The sequence below is a fragment of the Streptomyces sp. WMMB 322 genome, assembly GCF_900090145.1.
In the GTDB taxonomy this organism is placed as follows: Bacteria; Actinomycetota; Actinomycetes; order Streptomycetales; family Streptomycetaceae; genus Streptomyces.
The window spans coordinates 47813-70263 of sequence record NZ_FMHI01000005.1 but is presented as its reverse complement, the minus strand read 5'-3'; the positions used below and the strand labels follow the sequence as shown (position 1 = coordinate 70263).

General features: G+C 71.0%; 21 protein-coding genes. 17 read left to right on the top strand and 4 right to left on the bottom strand.

What is annotated here, in order from left to right:
* Positions 1 to 98 precede the first annotated feature (98 nt).
* Positions 99 to 1748, bottom strand: a complete 1650-nt coding sequence (locus H180DRAFT_RS10185) for an N-acyl-D-amino-acid deacylase family protein (protein ID WP_055485708.1) — start codon at positions 1746 to 1748, stop codon at positions 99 to 101.
* 40 nt (positions 1749 to 1788) lie between these two features.
* Positions 1789 to 3060 (bottom strand): type III PLP-dependent enzyme domain-containing protein, encoded by a 1272-nt coding sequence (locus tag H180DRAFT_RS10180; RefSeq protein ID WP_055485707.1) that lies wholly within the window; start codon positions 3058 to 3060, stop codon positions 1789 to 1791.
* A 119-nt stretch (positions 3061 to 3179) separates the two neighbouring features.
* Here H180DRAFT_RS10180 and H180DRAFT_RS10175 point away from each other — a divergent pair, with 119 nt between their 5' ends.
* From H180DRAFT_RS10175 to H180DRAFT_RS10155, 5 genes are all read left to right on the top strand, one after another.
* Entirely contained in the window at positions 3180 to 4268 is a 1089-nt protein-coding gene (locus tag H180DRAFT_RS10175) for a sugar kinase (RefSeq protein WP_254665958.1), read from the top strand.
* On the top strand, positions 4265 to 5029 hold the full coding sequence (locus tag H180DRAFT_RS10170; RefSeq protein WP_055485951.1) for an IclR family transcriptional regulator: 765 nt from the start codon (positions 4265 to 4267) through the stop codon (positions 5027 to 5029). Before H180DRAFT_RS10175 ends, H180DRAFT_RS10170 begins: the two co-directional genes overlap by 4 nt.
* Positions 5026 to 5439, top strand: a complete 414-nt coding sequence (locus H180DRAFT_RS10165; RefSeq protein ID WP_055485705.1) for a RidA family protein — start codon at positions 5026 to 5028, stop codon at positions 5437 to 5439. Before H180DRAFT_RS10170 ends, H180DRAFT_RS10165 begins: the two co-directional genes overlap by 4 nt.
* A gap of 218 nt (positions 5440 to 5657) precedes the next feature.
* The gene (locus tag H180DRAFT_RS10160) at positions 5658 to 7124 is read left to right on the top strand and encodes a GntP family permease (protein ID WP_055485704.1); all 1467 of its coding nucleotides are present in this window, start codon (positions 5658 to 5660) and stop codon (positions 7122 to 7124) included.
* A gap of 164 nt (positions 7125 to 7288) precedes the next feature.
* Entirely contained in the window at positions 7289 to 8191 is a 903-nt protein-coding gene (locus H180DRAFT_RS10155; protein ID WP_055485703.1) for a S1 family peptidase, read from the top strand.
* 217 nt (positions 8192 to 8408) lie between these two features.
* Here H180DRAFT_RS10155 and H180DRAFT_RS10150 read toward each other — a convergent pair whose 3' ends face one another.
* Complete coding sequence (locus H180DRAFT_RS10150; RefSeq protein ID WP_368073121.1) at positions 8409 to 9362, bottom strand: chitinase; 954 nt, start codon at positions 9360 to 9362, stop codon at positions 8409 to 8411.
* A gap of 288 nt (positions 9363 to 9650) precedes the next feature.
* Here H180DRAFT_RS10150 and H180DRAFT_RS10145 point away from each other — a divergent pair, with 288 nt between their 5' ends.
* The 12 genes from H180DRAFT_RS10145 (at position 9651) to H180DRAFT_RS10090 (ending at position 21631) form a co-directional block, all read left to right on the top strand.
* The gene (locus H180DRAFT_RS10145; protein WP_055485701.1) at positions 9651 to 11033 is read left to right on the top strand and encodes an Nramp family divalent metal transporter; all 1383 of its coding nucleotides are present in this window, start codon (positions 9651 to 9653) and stop codon (positions 11031 to 11033) included.
* Positions 11034 to 11249: 216 nt separating this feature from the next.
* Positions 11250 to 12335, top strand: a complete 1086-nt coding sequence (locus tag H180DRAFT_RS10140; RefSeq protein ID WP_175437753.1) for a hypothetical protein — start codon at positions 11250 to 11252, stop codon at positions 12333 to 12335.
* A gap of 3 nt (positions 12336 to 12338) precedes the next feature.
* Positions 12339 to 13070, top strand: a complete 732-nt coding sequence (gene cpaB, locus H180DRAFT_RS10135; protein ID WP_055485700.1) for a Flp pilus assembly protein CpaB — start codon at positions 12339 to 12341, stop codon at positions 13068 to 13070.
* 16 nt (positions 13071 to 13086) lie between these two features.
* Positions 13087 to 15156 carry a CpaE/TadZ family protein gene (locus H180DRAFT_RS10130; RefSeq protein WP_055485699.1) on the top strand — a complete coding sequence of 690 codons (2070 nt, stop codon included), beginning with the start codon at positions 13087 to 13089 and terminating at the stop codon, positions 15154 to 15156.
* Positions 15157 to 15163: 7 nt separating this feature from the next.
* Entirely contained in the window at positions 15164 to 15715 is a 552-nt protein-coding gene (locus H180DRAFT_RS30780; RefSeq protein ID WP_079099996.1) for a TadE/TadG family type IV pilus assembly protein, read from the top strand.
* 31 nt (positions 15716 to 15746) lie between these two features.
* Positions 15747 to 17099 carry a TadA family conjugal transfer-associated ATPase gene (locus tag H180DRAFT_RS10120; RefSeq protein ID WP_055485698.1) on the top strand — a complete coding sequence of 451 codons (1353 nt, stop codon included), beginning with the start codon at positions 15747 to 15749 and terminating at the stop codon, positions 17097 to 17099.
* Positions 17100 to 17309: 210 nt separating this feature from the next.
* Complete coding sequence (locus tag H180DRAFT_RS10115) at positions 17310 to 18254, top strand: type II secretion system F family protein (RefSeq protein ID WP_055485697.1); 945 nt, start codon at positions 17310 to 17312, stop codon at positions 18252 to 18254.
* Positions 18255 to 18265: 11 nt separating this feature from the next.
* A complete protein-coding gene (locus H180DRAFT_RS10110; RefSeq protein ID WP_055485696.1) occupies positions 18266 to 19165 on the top strand; it encodes a DUF5936 domain-containing protein in 900 nt (299 codons plus the stop codon).
* Positions 19166 to 19460: 295 nt separating this feature from the next.
* Complete coding sequence (locus H180DRAFT_RS10105; RefSeq protein ID WP_055485695.1) at positions 19461 to 19664, top strand: hypothetical protein; 204 nt, start codon at positions 19461 to 19463, stop codon at positions 19662 to 19664.
* A gap of 35 nt (positions 19665 to 19699) precedes the next feature.
* Positions 19700 to 20251, top strand: a complete 552-nt coding sequence (locus H180DRAFT_RS10100) for a hypothetical protein (RefSeq protein ID WP_254665957.1) — start codon at positions 19700 to 19702, stop codon at positions 20249 to 20251.
* A gap of 32 nt (positions 20252 to 20283) precedes the next feature.
* Positions 20284 to 20874 (top strand): hypothetical protein, encoded by a 591-nt coding sequence (locus H180DRAFT_RS10095; protein ID WP_055485694.1) that lies wholly within the window; start codon positions 20284 to 20286, stop codon positions 20872 to 20874.
* A gap of 4 nt (positions 20875 to 20878) precedes the next feature.
* Positions 20879 to 21631 carry an OmpA family protein gene (locus tag H180DRAFT_RS10090; RefSeq protein WP_107097625.1) on the top strand — a complete coding sequence of 251 codons (753 nt, stop codon included), beginning with the start codon at positions 20879 to 20881 and terminating at the stop codon, positions 21629 to 21631.
* 173 nt (positions 21632 to 21804) lie between these two features.
* On the opposite strand, the gene H180DRAFT_RS29780 is transcribed toward H180DRAFT_RS10090, so the two are convergent.
* Complete coding sequence (locus H180DRAFT_RS29780; RefSeq protein WP_175437752.1) at positions 21805 to 21981, bottom strand: hypothetical protein; 177 nt, start codon at positions 21979 to 21981, stop codon at positions 21805 to 21807.
* Between the last annotated feature and the right edge of the window lie 470 nt (positions 21982 to 22451).

Genomic DNA, 22451 nt, shown 5'->3' with positions numbered 1-22451 from the left:
AGCCGCACGGCGTCCGCCCGGGCCGCAGCCAGGGCCTCGCGTTGTCGGAGGGCTGCGCCGGGGAGGATCCCCCGGGCCCGCGCCGCACGCCGGTAAGGTCAGCGCGGCGGGGCCGCCTGCCGCGGGGTGCGCCGGACCGAGCGCCCGGCCAGGACATCGGTGCGGCGGCCGTCCTCCATGACGAAGCGGCCGTCGATCAGCACGTGCGGGATGCCTGTGGGCAGCACGCGCGGATTGTCGAACGTCGCGCCCGGGGCGACCGTGGCCGGGTCGAACAGGACGAGGTCCGCCCGGTAGCCCTCCCGGACCAGGCCCCGGTCGGGCAGGCGCAGTCGTGCGGCCGGGCGCGAGGTGAGGTGGGCGACGCACTCCTCCAGGGAGAGCACGCCCAACTCCCGTACGTAGCGGCCGAGATACTGCGGAAACGTCCCGTACGCGCGCGGATGCGGCTTCGCGCCCTGGAGGATGCCGTCGCTGCCGCCGGTGTGGGCGGGGTGGCGCATCATGTGGCGCACGTTCTCCTCGTGGCCCACGTGCTGGAGGATCGTCGTGCCCAGCCTGTCCTCGATCAGCAGACGCCGGGCCGTGGCGAAGGGCTCCTCGCCCGCCTCCGCCGCCGACTGCGCGACGGTCCTGCCGACATGGCCGGCCAGGGCCGGGTCGCCGACACCGGAGATCTCGATGGTGTCCCAGTCCATCGGGACGCCGTGGCAGCCGTCGGCTCCCTCGACCTCCATGACATGCCGGATGCGCGCACACGTCTCCTCGTCCGACAGCCTCGCCATGACGGCCTCGGGGCCGCCGGCGCTCGCCCAGCTCGGCAGCATCGCCACCAGCGTCGTGCAGCCGGGAGTGTAGGGATAGGTGTCCAGGGTGATGTCCGCGCCGGCGGCGAGCGCACGGTCGAGGAGGGCCGTCAGTTCGGGCGCTCTGCCCTTGTTGACGCCGAAGTTCATGGTGGCGTGGGCGAGATGGAGGGCGCAGCCCGCCTCCCGTGTGAGGGCGACCATCTCCTCGTAGGCCTGGAGCGCGCCCTTGCCGTACGAGCGGTGGTGCGGGCAGTAGTAGCCGCCGTGGGTGGCCACCGTGCGGCACAGTTCGGTGAGTTCGGCGTCGGAGGCGTACATGCCCGGCGTGTACGTGAGGCCGGAGGACATGCCCACCGCGCCCTGTTCCAGGCCCTCGGCGACCAGGCGCCGCATGGTCCCGGTCTCGGCGGGCGTCGCGGGCCGGTCGTCCCAGCCGACGGCGAGCATGCGGACGCTGCCCTGCGGCACGAGGTAGGCGGCGTTGACGGCGGTGCCCTGGCGGTCGATGCGGTCCAGGTATTCGCCGACGGTGCGCCAGTCGAAGTCGAGGGCATCGGGGGAGGTGTCCCCGGGCGGGCTGCCGTTCCAGCCGCTGATGGCGCTGCGCACCTCTTCGAGGGTGCGGTCGTCCACCGGGGCGTAGGAGAGCCCGTCCTGGCCGAGGACTTCGAGCGTGACGCCCTGCGCGGCCTTCGCCGAGTGGTCCGGGTCGCGCAGCAGGGCCAGGTCGGAGTGGGCGTGCATGTCGATGAAGCCGGGAGCGAGGGCGAGGCCCGTGGCGTCGAGTGTTCGCCGGGCTCCGGCCGCGCGGGCGCCCGCGCCGTCCGACTCGCGTGTGACGGCGGTGATCCGGCCGTTCTCCACGGCGACGTCGGCGCGGTACGGGGCGCTCGTCCCGGAGCCGTCGACGACGTCGGCGTTGCGGATGAGCAGGTCCATGCGGGCGGTCCCTTCGGAGCCGGTGCGGGCCGTCCGGCGCTCAGAAGAACGTGCGGACGTAGCCGGTCACGGTGCCGTCCGCGGTCGTCTCGGGGATGAGCTGCCACTTGTCGAAGATCGTGCACGGGTGCGACAGGCCGAGGCCCACCCATTCCCCGACCTCCAGGGGCGCTTCGGTGCGGACCCAGGCGTGCTGGTCGGAGAGGGCGGTGACGGTGATGCCGTCCGCCGCTCTCGTCGTGCCGTCGCCGGCGCGGACGGTGTGCGGCTGCGGCAGGTGCAGGTCGAAAGCGGCGTCGCGCTTGCCCGCGTTGAGGAACGCCTGGCCGGGAGCGGGACGGGAGACGACCTGCGCCCAGAGCGTGAACGCCGCCTGGAGCGCGCCCTCTTCGGGGACGCGGTTGAAGGGGGTCTTCTCGCGGTAGGCGCCGTCGTCGTGCGACACGTAGGCGCCCGAGCGGAGCAGCTTCAGCACCGGCAGCGTCAGCGGGGGCAGTTCGGCGAAGACGTCGGCGACCGCGTCGAACCATGCGCTGCCGCCGGCGCTGAGGACGATCTCGGTGAGCCCGTCGAAGCGCCCGGCGGCGTCGAAGTCGACGGCCAGCGCGGTCAGGCGGCGCAGCCATGCCGTGACCGTCTCCGGTGAGGCGCCCGGGACTTCGCCCTCGTAGCCCGCGACGCCGGCCAGGCGCAGGGTGGACGCGTCGGCGACGGCGTCGGCGACCGCCTCGCACTCGGCCTCGGTGCGGGCTCCGGTGCGGGCGCCCTCGCCGGCGGCGAGTTCGGCGACGACGTCGACGGGGCGTGTCGCCCCGGCCTCCTTCAGGGCGGCGTCCATCTGTGCCACGCCCTCGGTGGAATCGGCGTAGCAGACGAAGCGGAAGTCCGGGTCGGTGTCGAGCTCCTGGGAGATCCAGCGGAGTGCGGCGGGGTCGACGAGTTCGTTGGCGAGGAAGATCCGCTGGACTCCGAACGCCCTGGCCACACGCACCTGATGGGGCACGGCGAGGGTGATCCCCCAGGCGCCGTGGGCGAGTTGGCGGTGGAAGAGCTGCGGGGCCATGGAGGTCTTGCCGTGCGGCGCGAAGGCGAGGCCGTGCCGCTCCGTGTAGGTCCGCATCAGGCCGAGGTTGTGCTCCAGGCGCTCCGCGGACAGCGCGAGAACCGGTGTGGTGAAACCGCCGGTGAAGAGGTTGCGGCCCTCCGCGGTGAGGGCGGCGACGGTGGAGCCGGCGGCGTCCGGAGGCAGCCCCTTGAAGCGGTGGTCGATGCGCTCCTCGGAGAGGGAGGCGAGAGGGTCCGCGCCGGCCATATGGACTCCTGCTCCGCTGCACCGAGCCGTGCCGTTGCAGCATCTGCAATAGACATTGCGTATTTCGCTCAGAGCTGTTTAGCATCCCGCCGAACACCCGTCAATCGATGAGGGAGCGGATGCCGGCAGTGGTGAGCAGCGACGTCGTCTGCCTCGGCGAATCCATGGTCACGTTCCTGCCGTCGCAGGCCGGACGGCTCGCGGACGTGCCGTCGTTCGACCGGGCCATCGGCGGGGCGGAGTCCAACGTGGCCTGTGCGCTTGCCGGTTCGGGCCACCACGTGCGGTGGGTCAGCCGCGTCGGCACCGACGGGTTCGGCGACCACCTGGTGGAGACCGTCGCCGCCCGCGGGGTCGACGTCGGCTTCGTCGGACGCGACCCGGGACGCCCCACGGGCATCTATTTCCGCACGGAGGGCGAGCGGCCCACCACCCTCGACGCATCCGGCGGCGGCACCGCCGAGGTCGTCTACTACCGCGCCGGGTCGGCCGCTTCCGCCATGTCGCCCCGCACCGTGGACCTCACGTCCGTCGACGACACCTCCGTGCTGCACGTCACCGGCATCACCGCGGCGCTGTCCGAGGAGTGCCTGGAGCTGATGCGGCTGCTCACGGGGCCGCGCCCGTACCGTCCGCTCGTCTCCTTCGACGTCAACTACCGCGTCGGTCTGTGGGACCGCCCGGACGGCGACCCCGCACCCGGCCCCGGCGTGCTCCTCGAACTCGCCCGCGGCTGCGACCTCGTCTTCGCCGGCGAGGACGAGGCGGCCGCGGCGTGGGGCGTGACCGGCGGACCTGAAGGGATCAGGGAACGGCTGCCCGAACCGGCGGTGCTCGTCGTCAAACAGGGACGCAAGGGAGCGACGGCGTTCGTGCGCGGCGACGGAGACGGGGACGGGGACGGGGACGGGGAGGCCGCCGACACCGTCCACTTCGAGCCGGCCCTGCGGATCGACGTCGCCGGAGCCGTCGGCGCCGGCGACGGATTCGCCGCCGGGTTCCTCTCGGCGACGCTGCGCGGGCTGCCCCTGCGCGAACGGCTGCGGCACGGTCATCTCACCGCGGCGGCCGCCCTCACGGTGCCGGGCGATCTCGCGGAGCCCCCGTCGCGCGAGGTCGCCGACCGGCTGGCCGCCCTGGACGACGAGGACTGGCGGGCCCTGCACCTCGCCCCGGGATGGAACACGCGGAAGGCGGACGCATCATGAGCCAGACCGTGGACCGGGCACTGAGCATCCTGCCCCTCCTGGCCGAGGGGCCGGCGAACCTCGAGCAGGTCGCGAACCGGCTCGGCGTGCACAAGTCCACCGCCCTGCGGCTCCTGCGCACGCTCCACGAGCACGGCATCGTCCACCGCCAGCCCGACCAGCGCTACCGGCTGGGAACGCGGCTCTTCGCGCTCGCGCAGCAGGCCGTGGAGAACCTGGACGTGCGCGAGATCGCCCATCCGCACCTCGTGGAGCTGAACGCGAGGACGGGACACACCGTCCACCTCGCCGTCCACGAGGAGGACGAGGTCCTCTACATCGACAAGGTGGAGAGCCGCTACCCGGTGCGGATGTACTCGCGGATCGGCAAGCCGGTGGCCATCACCGTCGCCGCGGTCGCGAAGCTGCTGCTGGCCGATCTGCCGGAGGGCGAGCGCCGGTCGATCGCCGAGCGGCTCGACTACCCCCGCTACACGTCCCGTTCGATCACCGACTCCGCGGCGTTCCTCGCCGAACTGGCGAAGGTGCGCGAGCAGGGCTGGGCCACCGACCTGGGCGGCCACGAGGAGTCCATCAACTGTGTCGGCGCCCCGGTGCGCGGCCCGGACGGGCGCGCCGTGGCCGCCATGTCCGTATCGGCGCCCAACGTCGTCGTCAGTGCCGAGGAACTCCTCACCCTTCTCCCGCTGGTGCGGCGCACCGCCGACGCCATCAGCGACGAGTACTCCGGAAAGACCCCCTCCAAGGAACGGCAGCCATGAGCGAGAAGCCGGCCAAGACGGCCCTCACACCCCCCACCCACACCACTCCGCCCGCGAAGTTCTCGCACGGCGTGCGCAAGGGGAACATCCTCCAGGTCGCGGGGCAGGTCGGCTTCGCGCCCGCCGCGCCGGGCAGGGCGCCGGAGCCGGTGGGCCCGGGGCTGCGTGAACAGACGCTGCGCACCTTCGCCAACGTCGAGGCCATCCTCCGGGAGGGCGGGGCGAGTTGGGAGGACGTGGTGATGATCCGCGTCTACCTGACCGACACCGGGCACTTCGCGGAGTTCAACGAGATCTACAACGAGTACTTCGCGGACCTCACCGAGGCCCCGGCGGCCCGTACGACCGTATACGTCGGCCTGCCGGCCGGGCTGCTCGTCGAGATCGACGCACTCGCCGTTCTGGGCTGAGCAGGACCGGGCCCTGCGCCGGCCGGGCCCTGCGCCGGCCGGGTTCCGCGCCGGCCGGGCATCGCCCGGGCTCCGCCCGGCCGGGCCCCAGCGCGCCGCCGCGATCGGGCGCCCTGCCCCCGCAGGCTCCGCCCCCGCGCTCCCGCGCACCACACCCCCACGCGCCCCCGTCCCCCCGAAAAGCCACGGCTGTTGACACAGAAATCCCGAGGTCCACCATGCTGCTCGCATCCGCGTCCGAGAAGGCGCCCCCGCACACAGGCGGCCTGCTCGCGCTCATAGGCGGCACCCCAGGTCTGCTGACCGTCGCCGCCCTGGGCATCCTGCTGCTGCTGTTCCTGATCATCAAAGTCCGGCTGCAGCCCTTCGTGGCGCTCCTGGGCGTCTCCATAGCCGTCGGTCTCGCCGCCGGGCTCTCCGTGACCGAACTCTTCGGCACCGTGCAGAAGTCCGACGCCGTCTCCCTCATCGAGGACGGCATGGGCGGCATCCTCGGCCACGTGGCCATCATCATCGGGCTGGGCACCATGCTGGGCGCGATACTCGAGGTCAGCGGTGGAGCCGAAGCGCTCTCCAGCCGTCTGCTGGCCCTCTTCGGGGAGAAGCGCGCACCGCTGGCCATGGGCCTCACCGGCCTCATCTTCGGCATCCCGGTCTTCTTCGACGTCGGCATCTTCGTCCTCGCGCCGATCGTCTACGCCGCGGCCAAACGCTCCGGAAAATCGATCGTCCTCTACGCGATGCCGCTGCTGGCCGGACTGTCGATGACGCACGCGTTCCTGCCGCCCCACCCGGGCCCGGTGGCGGCCGCGGGACTGCTGAAGGTCGACCTCGGCTGGGTCATCCTGATGGGCGTCGTCACCGGCATCCCGGCCGTGATCGCGGCCTGGGCGTACTCCGCCTGGATCGGCAACCGCCTCTTCGTCGAGGTGCCGCACGACATGGTCGAGGCGGCCGAGGAGGCCAAGGCGGCCGTCGCGGCCGAGCAGAAGGCGGCGGGAGTCTCCACCGAGCGGCCCGTCTCGCTCGCCGTGGTGCTCGGCATCATCGGCACCCCGCTCGTGCTGATCCTGCTGGCGACGTTCTCCTCGATCGCACTCGGCCCCTCGACGCTCCGCTCGGTCATCGAGTTCTTCGGGCACCCCTTCGTGGCGCTGACGATCGCGCTGCTGCTGGCGTACTGGCTGCTCGGCCTGAGGCGCGGCTGGTCGCGTCAGTCGCTGGAGACCGTCTCTACGGCCTCGCTGAAGCCGATCGGCAACATCCTGCTCGTCGTCGGTGCGGGCGGGGTCTTCGGTGCGGTGCTGGACGGCAGCGGCGTCGCCCAGGCGCTCGCGGACACCTTCGGCGACGCGGGACTTCCCGTCATCGTGCTGTCGTACCTGCTCTCGCTCGTGCTCCGGGTCGCACAGGGGTCCGCGACGGTCGCGATCGTCACCACGGCGGGCATCGTGGCTCCGCTGCTGTCCTCCGGTGACTACTCGCAGCCGCACATCGCGCTCGTCATCATGGCGATCTCGGCGGGTTCGATCTTCGCCTCGCACGTCAACGACGGCGGATTCTGGATCGTCTCGAAGTACTTCGGCATCTCGGAGCGGGACACTCTCAAGTCGTGGACGGTGCTGGAATCCGTCCTGTCGGTGGCCGGCTTCGCCGTGGCGGCGCTGATCAGCCCGTTCGTCTAGACGGATTCCCGCGCGACGGCGCCCCCCTGGCGGAACATCATCATCCGCTTCTGGGGGCGCAGTCGGGGTCTTGTGGGGGTGCCTCTCCTGCCCAAGAATGCACGGCGTCACCCCCGACGAATCACCGTCACATCGATTCGCTCAAGGAGAGGAACCCCCCCACGATGAAAAGACCTCTCGCCGGCGTCCTGGCCACGGCGTTCTTCGGAGCCGTCGCCGTCACCGCCGTCGCCCCCGCACCCGCCTTCGCCGCCGAGGCCCCCAAGGCCGAGGCCGCCGGCAGCGCCGCCGACACTGCCGCCCGGACTGCCGCGAACGCCGCCGCGAAGGCCGCCGCGCCGGACTTCGCGGGCACGGTCGCGCTGAGCAACTGCTCCGGTTCGCTGGTGAAGATGCCCGAGTCGAAGGCGTCCGACCCCGGGCTCGTGCTCACCAACGGGCACTGCCGTGAGGCGGGCATGCCGGAGCCGGGCCAGGTCATCGTCGACGAGGACGTGAAGCGCAACTTCACGCTGCTGGACGCCAAGGGCGGCGACGCCGGCTCGCTGACCTCCACGAAGATCGCCTACGGGACGATGACGGACACCGACGTCGCGCTCTACGAACTCGACGCCACATACGAGGAGATCAAGAACGACACGGGCATCGACCCGCTCGAGGTCCAGGCGGAGCACCCGGAGGAGGGCACGGCCATGACTGTGGTCTCCGGGTACTGGAAGGAGACCTTCAGCTGCTCGATCGACGCCTTCGTGCCCGAGCTGCGCGAGGACGGCTGGACCATGAAGGACTCGATCCGCTACACGAAGGAGTGCGAGACCAAGGGCGGCACCTCGGGTTCTCCGGTCATCGACGACTCGTCCGGGAAGATCGTCGGGATCAACAACACCCGTAACGAGGACGGCGAGGAATGCACCCTCAACAACCCGTGCGAGGTGGACAAGGACGGCAAGGTCACCGTTCACGAGGGGATCGCCTACGGGCAGCAGACCCACACCCTCACCAGCTGCATCGCGGCCGGGAACAAGGTCGACCTGAGCCTGCCGGACTGCAAGCTGCCGAAGCCGTAAGCGCCGGGCCGCCTGTGACGGAGCCCGGCAGCTGCCGGCCGGCGGTGTGGTGCGGCGGCACCATGGCGCCGGCCCGGCGGTGAACTCCGCACACGGCCGAGTACGGAGGACGCCCCCCGGAGATGCTCTCCGGGGGGCGTCACGTGCGAACGGGACCGCGGAGACCCCGCAGCGGCCGGCGGGCCGCCCCGGCGGGGGAGCGCCCGCGCGCCCGGAGTTACGGCAGCCCGTGCACGTGCGGGCCGACCGTGCCCGCCCACTTGTTGCCGTTGGCCGCGTCCCAGTTGGTCGACCAGGTCATCGCCCCGCGGATGCCGGGGTACTTCTTCTCCGGCTTGAAGCTCCCGCAGTTGGTGCCCTCGGCCAGGCAGTCCAGGGCGTCCGTCACCACGCCGGGCTCGACGTGGCCCGAGCCCGCGGCGCTCGGTGAGGCGGGCGTGCCGATGCCCACCTGTGAGGGGTCGAGGCCGCCTTCGAGCTGGATGCAGGCGAGTGCCGTCAGGAAGTCGACGCCGCCCTGCGCGTAGGTCTTTCCGTCGCAGCCGTTCATCGAACCGCTGTTGTAGTACTGCATGTTGACGACCGTCAGGTAGTCCTTGATGTTCAGCGCCGTCTTGAAGTACTCGGTCGAGGTGGACTGCATGTCGATGGTCTGCGGGGCCATCGTCACCACGACGTCGCTCTTCTTGCTGTGGATGTCGTCCAGCGCCTTGGTCATGTAGGTCGAGTTGAGGCCGTTCTCCAGGTCGATGTCGACTCCGTCGAAGCCGTATTCGTCCATGAGGGAGACGATGCTCTCGGCGAAGGCGCCGGCGGAGGCCTCGTCGGCCACGCTGACGGCGCCCTTCTCGCCGCCCACCGAGACGATGACGGACTTGCCCTCGTCGTGCTTCGCCTTGATGTCGGCCTTGAAGTCCTCCTCCGATCCGTAGCCGGTCGCCGGGTCGAGCTTGAAGTCCACCTGGCCCGGTGTGCCCGTGGCGTCGGCGAAGGCCACGGCGATGATGTCGTAGTCGTCCGGCAGGTCGGAGAGCTTCTGGGTCGTTGCGCCGTTGTCGAAGTTCTGCCAGTACCCCGTCACGGCGTGCGCGGGTACGGCGGATGCTCCGACGGCCGGAGCCTTGCCGGCCGCCGGTGCTGCGCCCGCGTCGGCGGCACCGGCTGTGAGCAGTCCGCACAGAGTCAGTGCGCCCGCCGTGACGGCGGCGAGGACGCGGGGGCGTGCGTAGGAGTGGGACAGGAATCTTGCGCGTGCCACAACTGCCTCCGGAGTGGGGGGAGATGGGGAGAAAAGGTCTGGAGCGTGGTGCGCGGGCCCTGCGCTTGACCGACAAGATGGTCCAGACCAATCTTCCTGTCAAGGCTTCCGGCAGCCGTCCCAGCTCTTGTGCTGATCGTCCTCGGGATATTGGATGCGCCGGGCAGGACCTCTTGAGGGGACGAGCAAAGGCGGTCAGTGATGACAACCGAGGACAGCGAGCAGGGCGGAGCGTCCGCCTCCACCCCGGACTCGCCCGGCAGGTCTCAGGCGCAGACCCGGCCGCAAGTACGCAAGGCAAGCTGGAAGTTGATCGGCCCCGGCATCGTCGTCGCCGCGACGGGAGTCGGTGCCGGCGACCTGGTCGCCACCCTGATCGCGGGCAGCAAGTTCGGCTACACCCTCCTGTGGGCGGCGGTCATCGGCTGCATCGTCAAGGTGGCGCTCGCCGAGGCGACCGGCCGCTGGCACCTGGCCACCGGCCGCACCATCTTCGAGGGCTGGCGTTCGCTCGGCTCCTGGACGACGGTCTACTTCGCCGTGTACGTCGTGATCTGGGGCTTCGTCTACGGCGGCACGGCCATGTCCTCCGCCGGGCTTCCACTGGACGCGCTCTTCCCCGGCGTGCTCGACCTCAAGGGGTGGGCGATCATCACCGGGCTCGTGGGCCTCGTCTTCGTCTGGTTCAACCGCTACGCCGTCTTCGAGAAGGTCATGACGGCAATGATCGGCGTCATGTTCGTGGTCGTCGTCTACGTCGCGGTACTCGTCTCGCCCGACATCGGGGCCGCCTTCTCCGGGCTGGTGCCGGTCCTGCCGGACGGCTCGGTCTTCTACACCCTCGGCCTGATCGGCGGGGTCGGCGGCACCATCACCATGGCCGCGTACGGGTACTGGGTGAACGCCAAGGGCTGGACCGACAGCAGCTGGATGAAGATGATGCGGCTCGACAACCGCGTCGCCTACATCACCACCGGCGTCTTCGTCGTCGCCATGCTGATCGTCGGCGCCGAGCTGCTGCACTCGGCGAACATCGCGATCGCCGAGGGCGACAAGGGCCTGGCCGACCTCGACAAGGTCCTCGCGGACCGCTTCGGCTCGTTCACCTCCACCCTCTTCCTCGTCGGGTTCTTCGCCACGTCCTTCACGTCGCTGATCGGCGTGTGGCACGGAGTCAGCCTGATGTTCGCCGACTTCGTGGAACGGCTGCGTGCCGCACGCGCCGCGGGCGGCGAGGACGGCACCGGCGGGGACGGCGGGGACGCCACCGGCGAGAAGGCGGTGCGGGCCGTGGCCGGCGGTCAGCGTGAGCGGTCACTGCCGTTCCGCGCGTACCTGCTGTGGCTGACCTTCCCGCCGATGGCCCTGCTCTGGCTGGAGCAGCCGTTCCTGCTCGTCGTGGTCTACGGCGTGCTCGGCGCGTTCTTCATGCCGTTCCTCGCGCTCACGCTCCTGTGGCTGCTCAACTCGGACCGCACTCCGCGTGAATGGCGCAACGGCATCGTCAGCAACGTGATGCTCTTCGTCTCCGGGATGCTCTTCATCGTGCTGTGCGTGCAGCAGGTCAGGGAGATTCCCTGGTAGGAGGTGCCGAGGACCCGGCACTCGTCCCCGCCCGGGACGAGTGCCGGCCCGCGAGCCGATTGACCTACGGACGGCGCGGGGTATGGCAGGTAGAGCGGCAGGGGCCGAAGTTGTTCCGAGGCAGGGCTCCCGGCCGTAAGGTGTGGTGTCGTCAGATCGGCATCGGTGATCGGGAACTCGGGCCTCAAGGGTCCGACTTGGAGCTCGGGGGCGGGGATGACCACTGCAATAGCAGTCACCAGCCACGGCCACATGCTGCCCCCGCCGGACCGGCACACACCGCGGGCGCATGTCTTCCAGCCGCCGGACGAGCAGCCGTTCGACGTGGCGGTCGCCCAGACGCAGCGGCTGATCGACCAGAACGGTCACCTGATCGTCGTCCACCCCACGACGCTGCCCAAGCCCTTCCTGCACAGGCTCCACGCCATCCGCTCCGTCCTGGAGAGCGACCGGGTCGCCCTGATGCCCACGGCTCTCCCGCCGCTGGGCACGGCAGTCCTCGTACGGCAGTTGAGGCAGCTCTCGCTGTGCGAGTTCAGTCCCGGAGTGCTGGGCGCCTCCGTGCGCCTCCTCGCGCATTACATCTACGCGGGCGCGCTGCTGAGTTCCGTCGCCAAGCTCGACCACCTGCCGCTCTCCTACACGACGGCCGCCAGGTCCTGGAACCCCAAGGCGCAGTTCGCGGTGCTGGCCACGCCCACGCCGCAGCTGGTGCGCACCGACAGCGGCGCGCGCGGCGTGGTCAGGGCCGCGCTCACCGGCCCCCAGTTCCCCACGCATCTCACCTACGCCATCGGCCAGCTCAACTCCGACTGGGTCACCGCCTCCCTCGCCCCGCAGTGGCGCGTCGGCAATGTGCAGGAGGCGTATCTGCCGGAGGAGTCGGCCGGCTGGTGGGGGACCGGCAGGCTCGTCGAGTTCGCCGCCGCGATCCCCGACGTCTCGGTGCTGTACCGGCTGGTCTCCTCCGTGCGACGGGACGAGTGCCACTGGTGCGGCCTCGAACTCATCGGAGACCGCTGCGCGTTCTGCGCGGCGCCCGCACCGTACGGTGCCGGTTCGCGGAAGGCGGCGGCGGTGCGCCCGGCGCCCGCCCGTGGCCGCTCCGGCTCCGCGCTCTCCTCCCGCTCCGCCGCCGGCTCCGCTTCCGGTTCCTCCCCCGGCACCGCCGGAGACCGCGCGGGCAGCGCCCGCAGGGGCTCCGGCCTGGGCACGTTTCTCAAGCAGAGGCACGCGGCCGCCGCCGAACGCTCCGACTCGCACCCCAGTCACGCCGTTGTCGCCGATCCCCGAGGTCTGTAGTCCATGAATTCACGCCAGCGCCGTGGCGTCATCCTGCTGGTCGTCTCCGTCCTGTGCGCCCTCGCGGCGTTCGGTGGCGTACTGGCGTTCATACGCGACGTGGAGTCGAGGGTCGGCTCCGAGACGACGGCCTACGAGCTCAAGGCGGACATTCCCCCCTACAAGTCCCTGGACGAGGGGCAGTTCAAGAAGGTGTCCGTACCGAAGCGCTGGCTGCCGGACACCGCGGTCACCGACCTCGACGAGGTGCGCGACAAGGTCGCCGCCAACAAGCTCCGCAAGGGCTCGCTGCTGCAGACGGACATGATCGACCGGCGGCCCGAACTCAAGCCGGGCCAGCAGGAGATCGCCATCATGATCGACGCCGAGACGGGAGTGGCCGGCAAGATCAACCCGGGCAGCCGGGTCAACATATTCGCCACCTTCGAGGGCGAGCAGCAGACCGCCGGCAAGGGCAGGTCACCGAACCAGTCGAAGGTCATCGTCAGTGACGCGAAGGTCATCGACGTCGGGAAGCTCACCCCGTTCAAGGAGAACTCCGGCGATGAGGACCGCTCCCGGCTGAGCGAACGGGACGGGGTCCCCATCACCTTCGGGCTCTCCACGGCGGACGCGCAGCGCGTCGCCTATGCGGAGTCCTTCGCGGAGCACGTCCGGCTCGCTCTCGTGGCACCCGGCGACGGCAACGACATCCCCGAGAGCGACAGGACGTACACGCTCACCGGGGACAAGTGAGGCAGGGAATCAGCCGATGGTCACCCGCATCCAGCCAGCCGTCAGCGACCAGGAAGCAGCCCGGTCGGTCAGCGGTCTGCTCAGCCAGCTCCCGGACAGCGAGCCGGTGCCGCCCGCCGCCGACTCCACCCAACTGCTCGACTCGCTCGCGCGGTTGGCCGAGGGCACCGTGGCGGACCTGCCGGAGGTCGTGCTCGTCCACGAACTCATCCGCCCGATGCCCGCGCTGGAGCTGATCCGTGAGATCGCGCTCCGCTTCCCCGCCGTCGGCGTCATCCTCATCACCCGCGACACCAGCCAGCCGCTGTACTCGGCGGCGATGGACGCCGGGGCGCGCGGCGTCCTCGGGCTGCCCCTCAGTTACGACGATCTCGCCGCGCGGGTCGGCGCCGCCGCCTCATGGGCGGTGGGCGTGCGGAAGCATCTGGGCACCCTGCCCGAGGAGACGGTCGGTCCGGGCGGGACCGTCGTCGCCGTGACGGGAGCGAAGGGGGGCGTCGGTACGACGCTCACCGCCGTCCAACTGGCCCTCGCGGCACAGGCGTCGGGGCGCGGCACCGCACTGGTGGACATGGACCTCCAGTCCGGGGACGTCTCCTCGTTCCTGGACGTGCAGTTCCGCCGCTCCGCGGCGGACCTCGCGGGCATCGCCGACATCTCCAACCGTGTGCTCCAGGACGCGCTCTTCGCGCACGAGTCGGGGCTCGGGCTGCTGCTCGCCCCCGGCGAGGGCGAGCGCGGCGAGGAGGTCGACGACCGAGCTGCACGGCAGATCATCTCCGCGCTCAAGGCCCGGTACGACATCGTCGTGATCGACTGCGGCACACAGCTCAACGCCGCCAACGCCGCCGCGATCGAGACCGCGGACAACGCGGTGCTGCTGACGACACCGGACGTGATCTCCGTACGGGCGGCCAAGCGCATGGTCCGGATGTGGGACCGGCTTCAGATCCGCAAGGCCGAGGAGACCCTCACCCTCGTCAACCGGACCTCGCGCTTCACCGAGATCCACCCGGGTCTCATCGCCCGCATCGTCGGCACATCCGTGGCCGGGACGACGATCCCCGCCGGTTACAAGGAACTACACGGCGCCGTCGACGCCGGACGCATCCAGGACCTCGACGCCAAGAGCTCGGTGAAGCAGGCACTGTGGTCGTTCGCGGCCGAACTGGGCCTCGTCACGGCGGCGGAGGCCGGCAGCAGCGGCGGCGGCAAGCACAGCGCCAAGGCGGTCAAGGGCCACGGCGGACAGTCCAAGCAGCCGCTGTCCGACTCCGCCTCCGAGCCGGAGAGCCGCGCGCTGCCCCCGGGCGGTCCGGGGAGTTCACAGGTCCAGGCGGTGCAGGGAAACCAGGGAGCCGAGGGCCGGGCGGACCAGTCCGGCCGCGCGGCTCCGCGCCCCCCGGCGACCCCGCCCGCCCCCTTTCCCCCGCCGCGCACCCCTCAGGCGAGGCAGGGCGGCGCCCCCGCGAACGGCCCGCAGGCCCTGCCGCCCGGCGCGTCGGGCGGCAACCACGTCATGCCCGGAGAGGCGCCGGGGGCGCCCGCGGGCAACGAGTACCGCGACCACCGCAGGCCGCACGAACCCAACAGCGCGGCGCCCTTCCACACCCGCACCCGCGTGGGGCCGGTGGGCCCCGAGATCGGGCACGTCCCGGGGGGACGGCCGGCCCGGCAGCCGGTCGACGACTTCGACGACGAGGGCGAGACGAGCGTGTGGGGCGACAAGGGCTCCGTGACCGTGGAGTTCGCGGGAATGGCGCCGATCGTGCTCGCGGTCCTGGCCGTCCTGTGGCAGTGCGTCCTCGTCGGCTACACCTTCTCGCTCGCCGGAAACGCCGCCGACGAGGCGGCACGCGCCGCGACGGCCGCCGCGCTCGGCGGTGACCCGGAGGGCGCCTGCGAGTCCGCGGCGACGAAGAACCTGCCCGCCGAGTGGCGGGAGAACTCCTCGGTCAGCTGCCGTCTCGACGGCCACCTGTGGAAGGCGGACGTCGACCTGTCGGCGCCCGTCCTCTTCCCCGGCGCGGGGAAGCTTCCCTTCAGCATCAGCGGCACCGCAGGCGCCGCGGAGGAGGGGAAGTGAGCACCGCATGAGACGCACGGCACCGGCGGCAGCGACACCCCCGACGTCACCGGCACCGGCACCGGTACGGGCACCGGCCCCGGCACGGGTACGGGCGGCGGCACCGGCACCGGCACCGGTACGGGCCCGGGCGGCGGCACGGGCCTCGGCACCGGCACCGGTACGGGCGGCGCGAATCCGGGGTCCGCGGGCCGCCGGTGTGAGGGGCGCGGAGCGTGAACGCGGCGCTTCCAGCCTGGAGTTGGCAGGCATGATGCCGCTGCTCCTGCTGGTGGCCATGGCCGCGATCCAGCTCGGCGTCGCGGGCTACACCATCCAGCAGGCCGGCACCGGTGCCCGCGCCGCCGCCCGCATCGCCGGCCAGGAGGACATCGCCGAGGACTACGCGGCGACCGGCAAGGCGGCCATGTCCGAGTGGACGGCCTCCCGCGCCAGTTTCGACCTCGGAGGGGGAGAGGACGAGGTGCGGGTGACCACGACCGTCACCATTCCGTCCGTGGTCCCCGGTGTCGACGACTTCGGCGACGCGACCCGCTCCGCGACCATGCCGCGCGACTGACCACCGCGAACGCACAGAGAGGAGGCCGGAGTTGAGTCTGCGGGCCCGCATGACCACGCCCGAGTCCCGGACGCGCACCGGGGCGGCGGCCGACGGCGGCACCGCCCACATGGTGTCCGCCTACCGCACGAAGCTCCTCGAAGAGATAGACCTCGCGGAGATGTCCGCCCTTCCCTCACAGGAGCGCAGGGCCCGCCTGGAGCGGGTGCTGGGACACCTCATCAGCCGCGAGGGGCCCGTACTGTCCACGGTCGACCGGGAGTTGCTCATCCGGCGCGTCGTGGACGAGGCTCTCGGGCTCGGTGTGCTCGAACCGCTGCTGGAGGACGCCTCCATCACGGAGATCATGGTCAACGGGCCGGATCAGGTGTTCGTCGAGCGGGCGGGCCACGTCGAGCAGGTGCCGGTCCGGTTCGCCTCCGAAGAGCAGCTGATGCAGACCATCGAACGCATCGTCTCGACCGTCAACAGGCGTGTGGACGAGTCGAATCCGATGGTCGACGCCCGGCTGCCCTCCGGCGAGCGCGTCAACGTCATCGTCCCGCCGCTGTCCCTCACCGGCCCGACGCTCACCATCCGCCGCTTCCCCCGCGCCTACGCGCTGCACGAACTGATCGCGATGGGCACGCTCGACGAGCACATGGTGGCGCTGCTGTCGGGCTTCATCCGCGCCCGCTTCAACGTGATCGTCTCGGGAGGGACGGGCAGCGGCAAGACGACCCTGCTCAACGCGCTCTCCGGGCTCATCCCCGACCACGAGCGCATCATCACCGTCGAGGACGCGGCCGAACTCCAGCTCCAGCAGCGGCACATCATCCGGCTGGAGACGAGGCCGCCCAACGTCGAGGGCCGGGGCCAGGTCACCGTCCGCGACCTCGTACGGAACTCGCTGCGCATGCGGCCCGACCGGATCATCGTCGGAGAGGTGCGCGGCGGGGAGACGCTCGACATGCTCCAGGCCATGTCCACGGGGCACGACGGTTCCCTGGCGACGGTGCACGCCAACAGCGCCGAGGACGCGCTGATGCGCCTTCAGACCCTGGCCTCCATGTCGGAGGTCGAGATCCCCTTCGAGGCGCTGCAGGACCAGATCAACTCCGCCGTGGACGTGATCATCCAGCTTGCGCGCTTCCCCGACGGCTCGCGGAAGGTCGTGGAGATCGTTCTTCTCGCCTCGCACGGACGCGAGGTCTTCCGCATCGCCTCGGTCGCCCGGTTCGACGCCGAGCCCATGTCCTCGGACGGCCAGGTGCACGGGAGTTTCCAGCATCTGCCCGTCCCGAGGCGTGCCGCAAACCGCCTCCACATGGTGAGCGAGCCCGTGCCGCCGACCTTCGGAGTCGCGGACGACGCCGGCCAACTGGCGACGAGGGAGGCGGTGTAGAGGGCCCCGGAGCCACCGGGTCGCCACCGGGAGACACGGAACACCGCACGCACGCGAACCACGGACCGCACACCACGGGCCGCGAAACCACGGACCGCGTGCCCACGGCCGCATGCGGAACCGGCAGCCACGCACAACCGCAAGCACGAACCGCACTCATGCGGGACCACAACCGCACCCAGGACGGACCACAGGACCCAGGACCACGTCATGGACACCACCGCACAACTCGCGCTCGGCGCCTTCCTGCTGGCCGGCGCCCTCGCCGTCGCCGCGGTCATGGCGTTCGCGTCGGGGCGCGCACAGAACAAGGAGCTCCTCGAGCGCCTCGCCGAGGAATCGGCGGACCGCGAACTGCCGCCCGGCCGGCGCCGTGTCTTCACCGGTGTGGACAAGCGGCTGCGCCGCACCCGGCTGGGAGGCCGCGTGCAGAGCGGACTGGCCGCGACCGGACTCGACATCACGCCGGGGGAGTTCACCGTCTACGTCGGCGTCGTCGTCGCCGGTCTGTGGCTCGTCGCCGCGTCCGTCCTCGCGCCCTTCTTCGGGCCGATCGCCGCGATCCTGGGCGTGCTGGCAGCGAGTGCCTTCCTCAGCCACCAACGGCAGCGCCGCACCGAGCAGTTCATCAGCCAGCTCCCCGAGCTGTCCCGCATCCTCGCCAACGCCACCTCGGCGGGGCTCGCGCTGCGCACGGCGCTCGGCATGGCCGCGGACGAGCTGGAGGCCCCGGCGGGAGAGGAACTCACCCTCGTCAACAATCAGCTGGCCGTCGGCCGCTCCGTCGAGGACGCCCTGAACGAACTCGCCGAGCGTCTGCCGTCGCGTGAACTCGTCGTCCTCGTCACGACGCTGGTCCTCGCCAACCGCGCGGGCGGCACTCTGGTGGCGTCGCTGCGCAACCTCACCGACACACTCGAGGAGCGCAAGGAGACCCGCCGCGAAGTGCGCACCATGCTCGCCGAGGTGAACGCGACCGCCTTCACGGTGCCCGTGCTGGGTCTCGGTGCGATGCTGATGATGAACTCGATGATGCCGGGCGCCCTCGCCCGCGTCACGGGGTCGGCGGTCGGCCAGCTCGCGATCGTCGGGGCTGTCGGCCTCTTCGCCACGGGCTTCTTCGTCATCCGCCGCCTCGGCAAGATCGAGATCTGAGGAGGAGTCCCGTGAGCGCCGTTCTGCCCTACCTCCTCGCCGCCGTCGCCGGCCTCGCCGTGTACGGGGCCATCGCGGGCATACGCATGTACCGCGCCCAGATCGAGCTGCCGAGCGACCTCGCCGTCGCGCTCGAAGTCGGCGCGACGCGAACGACGGCCCGTGAGGCGGCCGTCGACCGGCTCGGCATGCCCCTCGCGCCGCTCGTGCTGCGGCTCATGGGCGAGGAGCGCGTCAACGCCAAGCGCCGCAAGATCGACCGGGCCGGCAACCCGGGCGGCCTGACCATCCACCGCTACGCCGCGCGCCGCGCCGCGTACGGGGTCTTCGGCATCGTCATGGCGATCGTCGGATTCGCCGCCGACAGCTGGCTGTTCGCGTTCATCGTGCTCGCCTTCGGCTTCACGGCCGCCGAGCTGGGCATCCGGCAGGCCGTCCGCGACCGCCGGCGCGTCATCGAGCGGACGCTCCCCGACTTCCTCGACGTGCTCGCCGTCGTCGTCTCCGCGGGGCTCAGCTTCCGCCAGGCGCTGGAACGCGTCGCCGAGCACTACGAGGGCCCCTGGGCCGACGAACTGCGCATCACGCTGCGGCAGATGGACCTCGGCGTCAGCCGCCGGGCCGCATTCGACGAGCTGCGCAAGCGCAACGACAGCGAGCAGGTCGACCAGTTCGTCACGGCCCTCCAGCAGGGAGAGGAACTCGGCGCGCCCATCGCGGACACGCTCATCCAGATCGCGACGGACATGCGGCGCACCGACGCGCAGAACGCCCGCCGCCAGGCCGCCAAGACGGTGCCGAAGGCGACGATGACGACCATCGCCTTCCTGCTGCCGGGGACGCTGCTGCTGATCGTGGCCACCTTCCTGCTCGGGTCGGACACCGACTTCGGTTCCGTACTGAACGGGTGACGCGATGACAGCCCAACGGCCGGGCGCCACAAGCGATTCCGCCAAACTCCACAGGCGTTCCGCTCACCCCTTAATCGGAGGCGGCCGATGTGGCACAGTCTGCATTCGGACAACAACAGCGGGCGACGCAGCGGAGGGGAAGCCGGAATGACTGGTCGTCGGCTCGTCACCGCCCTGCCCGGCCTCCGCCGCGCGGCGGCCCGTTTCACCGGCGTCAGGACTGTGCACAACTACAGCAGACAGGCCGGGGGCGTGCCGTCGCGTCCCGACCCGGCCATCACCGAAGGAGATCGTGATGTCGAAGGCCATGCTCCACTGGCGCCACCGCGTCGTGGACAGACTGCACGGGCGATGGTCGGACAGAGGCGCGGGGGCGATCGAATACGCGGGCATCGTGATCATCGTCGCCGGAATCATCCTGGCGATCCGGGGACTCGGGCTGGACACCGCCATCTCCGGCGGGATCGCGAAGGCGGTCAACAGCATCCTGGGCGGCTGAGCAGACGCCACGGGGCCGGGGACGAGGGGGCCACGGTGATCCTCTACGGCGCCGTGATCACCGGTCTGCTCTTCCTCGCCTTCGCCTTCTTCGCCGTGGCCCAGGCGGGGACCGTCCGCAACGGAGGACAGTCGGCGGCCGACGCCGCCGCGATCGCCGCGGCACAGGACGACCGGGACGAGCTTTTCGAGGACTTCCTCGACGCCATCCTCGAGGGCGAGTCACTGGAGGACATCCTCGACGGTCTGGGCTCCCTCTTCGGTGACGGCTGCGGCGAGGCCGACCACTTCGCCGACCGCAACCGCTCGGACGTCCTCAGCTGCGACGCGGTCACAGCGGAAGGCCACAACGGGTACACGGTGAAGGTCCGCACCCGTTTCGACACCGGGGACACGATCGTCCCCGGCGCCGACAACAAGAAGGCCGAGGCCAGCGCGACCGCCGTCATCAAGCCCCGGTGCGAGCTCGAGGACGACGGCGAGCTGATCGAAATCACGTGTGACGGCGAGGACTTGACCATCGACCCGGACGATCTCGACCTCGAGCTGAGACCGTCGGATCTGTTCTCGGTGGTGCTGGTCGATTGAGCCGCGGACGACGAACAGGGGACGAGCTATCCATGACCATTCGGCGCGCCTTCAGAGCCCGCGGACGGACGACCGCGCTGGCGGTCACCACCGGCCTGGTGCTCGCAGTGGCCGGTTGCAGCAGCGGTGACGACGGCGGGGACGAGGGCAAGAAGCCGGACGGCGCCTCCCAGGAGGACGGCAAGGGCGGCACGGGCGGCGGCTCGGACGGCACCGGCGAAGTGCTCGCCCAGGTGAAGGGCGGCAAGGGCGGCAAACTCGTCCTGACCATCAACTCCGCTCAGCGCGACGACTCCGGATTCACCACGTTCAAGGGGACGTTGAAGAACGAGGGCCCGTCGGTCGTCGTGCTGCCCGGATGGGCCAGCGAGGAGTCCGAACTCAAGAACAACGGGCTCTCCATGGCCGGGGCGACGATGGTCGACAAGAAGGGCAAGAAGCGCTACTTCATCCTCCGCGACACCAACGGCCACTGCCTGTGCACCAGATTCACGGGCGGCCTCGACCAGGGCGAGACATCCGAGTGGTACGCCCAGTTCCCCGCTCCGCCCGCGTCGACGGAGTCGGTCGACTTCCAGGTGGCGGACATGCCCAGCGCGAGCGTGAAGCTGTCAGGTGAGTGACGAGATGAGACCCCCCGCCGCGCATGTGCTGCGCACCGTCCTTTGCACCTCCGCCTCGGCCGTGCTGCTGACGACGTTCTGCGCCAGCAGCGCCCGGGCCGACGACCCCACGCCGAAACCGACGGTCAAGGTCCCCAGCGGGCCGACGTCCCTGCCCGGCGCGGACGACCCCACGACCATCCCCACCACCGCCCCCTCCCTTCCCGGGGAGGGAGGCGCGCCGGCACCGGACTACAGCGAACCCCCGGACAACATCGGGGACTCCAAGCCGCCGGTGAAGGTCGACCCGCAGGCCGCCGGGCTCAAGCTCGCCGACGGGGCGAAGCTCGCGCCGTCGCGAGTGCTCGACATCAAGTTCGTCACCGAGGACCTGAGCGGCGAGGAACGCCGCGAAGACAGCACGGAGAAGACGAAGTTCACGCTCCAGGCCGAGGTGCTCTTCCCGAAGGACAGCTCGAAGCTCGACAGCGGCGCCCGGTCACGCATCCAGGACATCGCGGACGAGATCGACTCGCAGCAGGCTAAGGAGATCAACGTCTTCGGCTTCACCGACGACCTGGGCTCCTACGAGCACGGGAAGACGCTCTCGAAGAAGCGGGCCGACGCCGTACAGAAGGCGCTGGCCGAGGAGTTGAACTCTTCGATCGCCTTCAACGTGCGCGGCTACAGCGAGGACTACCCGATCGCGGAGAACACCAGCGAGGAGGGCCGGAAGAAGAACCGCCGCGTCGAGGTGTCCTTCCCCCGTCAGGACTGAGCACGGGGCCCGGAACGTCCCGGCGGCATGCCCCGCCGGGGCCCGCTCCGGGCGGATTGGAGAGTGCGGGGCCGGGTCCGTACCCTGGCGGCCGGCCGCCGGAGGATTGCCGGTGGCCGGTGGCCGGTGGGCCCGGCGCCGGAGGGCGCCCGGCCCGTGCGGGGGCGCGGGGCTCAGGCCGCTCGCGTGACCGCTGCCTGGACGGCGCGCCTCCAGTCCGTACGCAGCCGGTCCAGCTCCGCGAGGTCAGCCTGGGACCAGATCGTACGGCCGGAGACATACTCCCGGATCGCCTCGTTGGCCTGGGCGATTGTCTGACCGTCGGTAACTGGTGGCTGGGAAGTGGACATGGGTAAAGACTAGGGCCTTCCACTGACAGCCTCGGCCAAATAGTGGGCGATTTAGGTCACGTGACGCCAACTCAGCTCATGTAAACCCCTCATGGGGCGATGCGCGACGACTGCCCCGTAACCGCCCTGACCGGCGTCTTCACTGCGAGGATCACGCCGGCGCGGGCATCGCGCGCGGGCACTCCCCTCACGGGAACCGGCCCCGGCCGTGAGGCATGCCTCACCGGGACGTCGGGCGAACCACGCGGAAAGACGGGACGCGGGGGCGGGAAGCGGACGCAGCGGGAGCAGCGGAACCAGTGGAGGCCCTGGCGCCGGCGCCCCGGAGCCGGCGCCCCTGCCGCAATCCCCGGCCCCGGCCCGCCCCGGCCCCGCCCCGCGTCAAGCCGGCGTGCGTCGCGGAGGTCGCCCTTCGGGGTACTGCGTCCCGGCCCCCTCACCGGTGCGGACTCACCCGGAAGGGCTTGGGT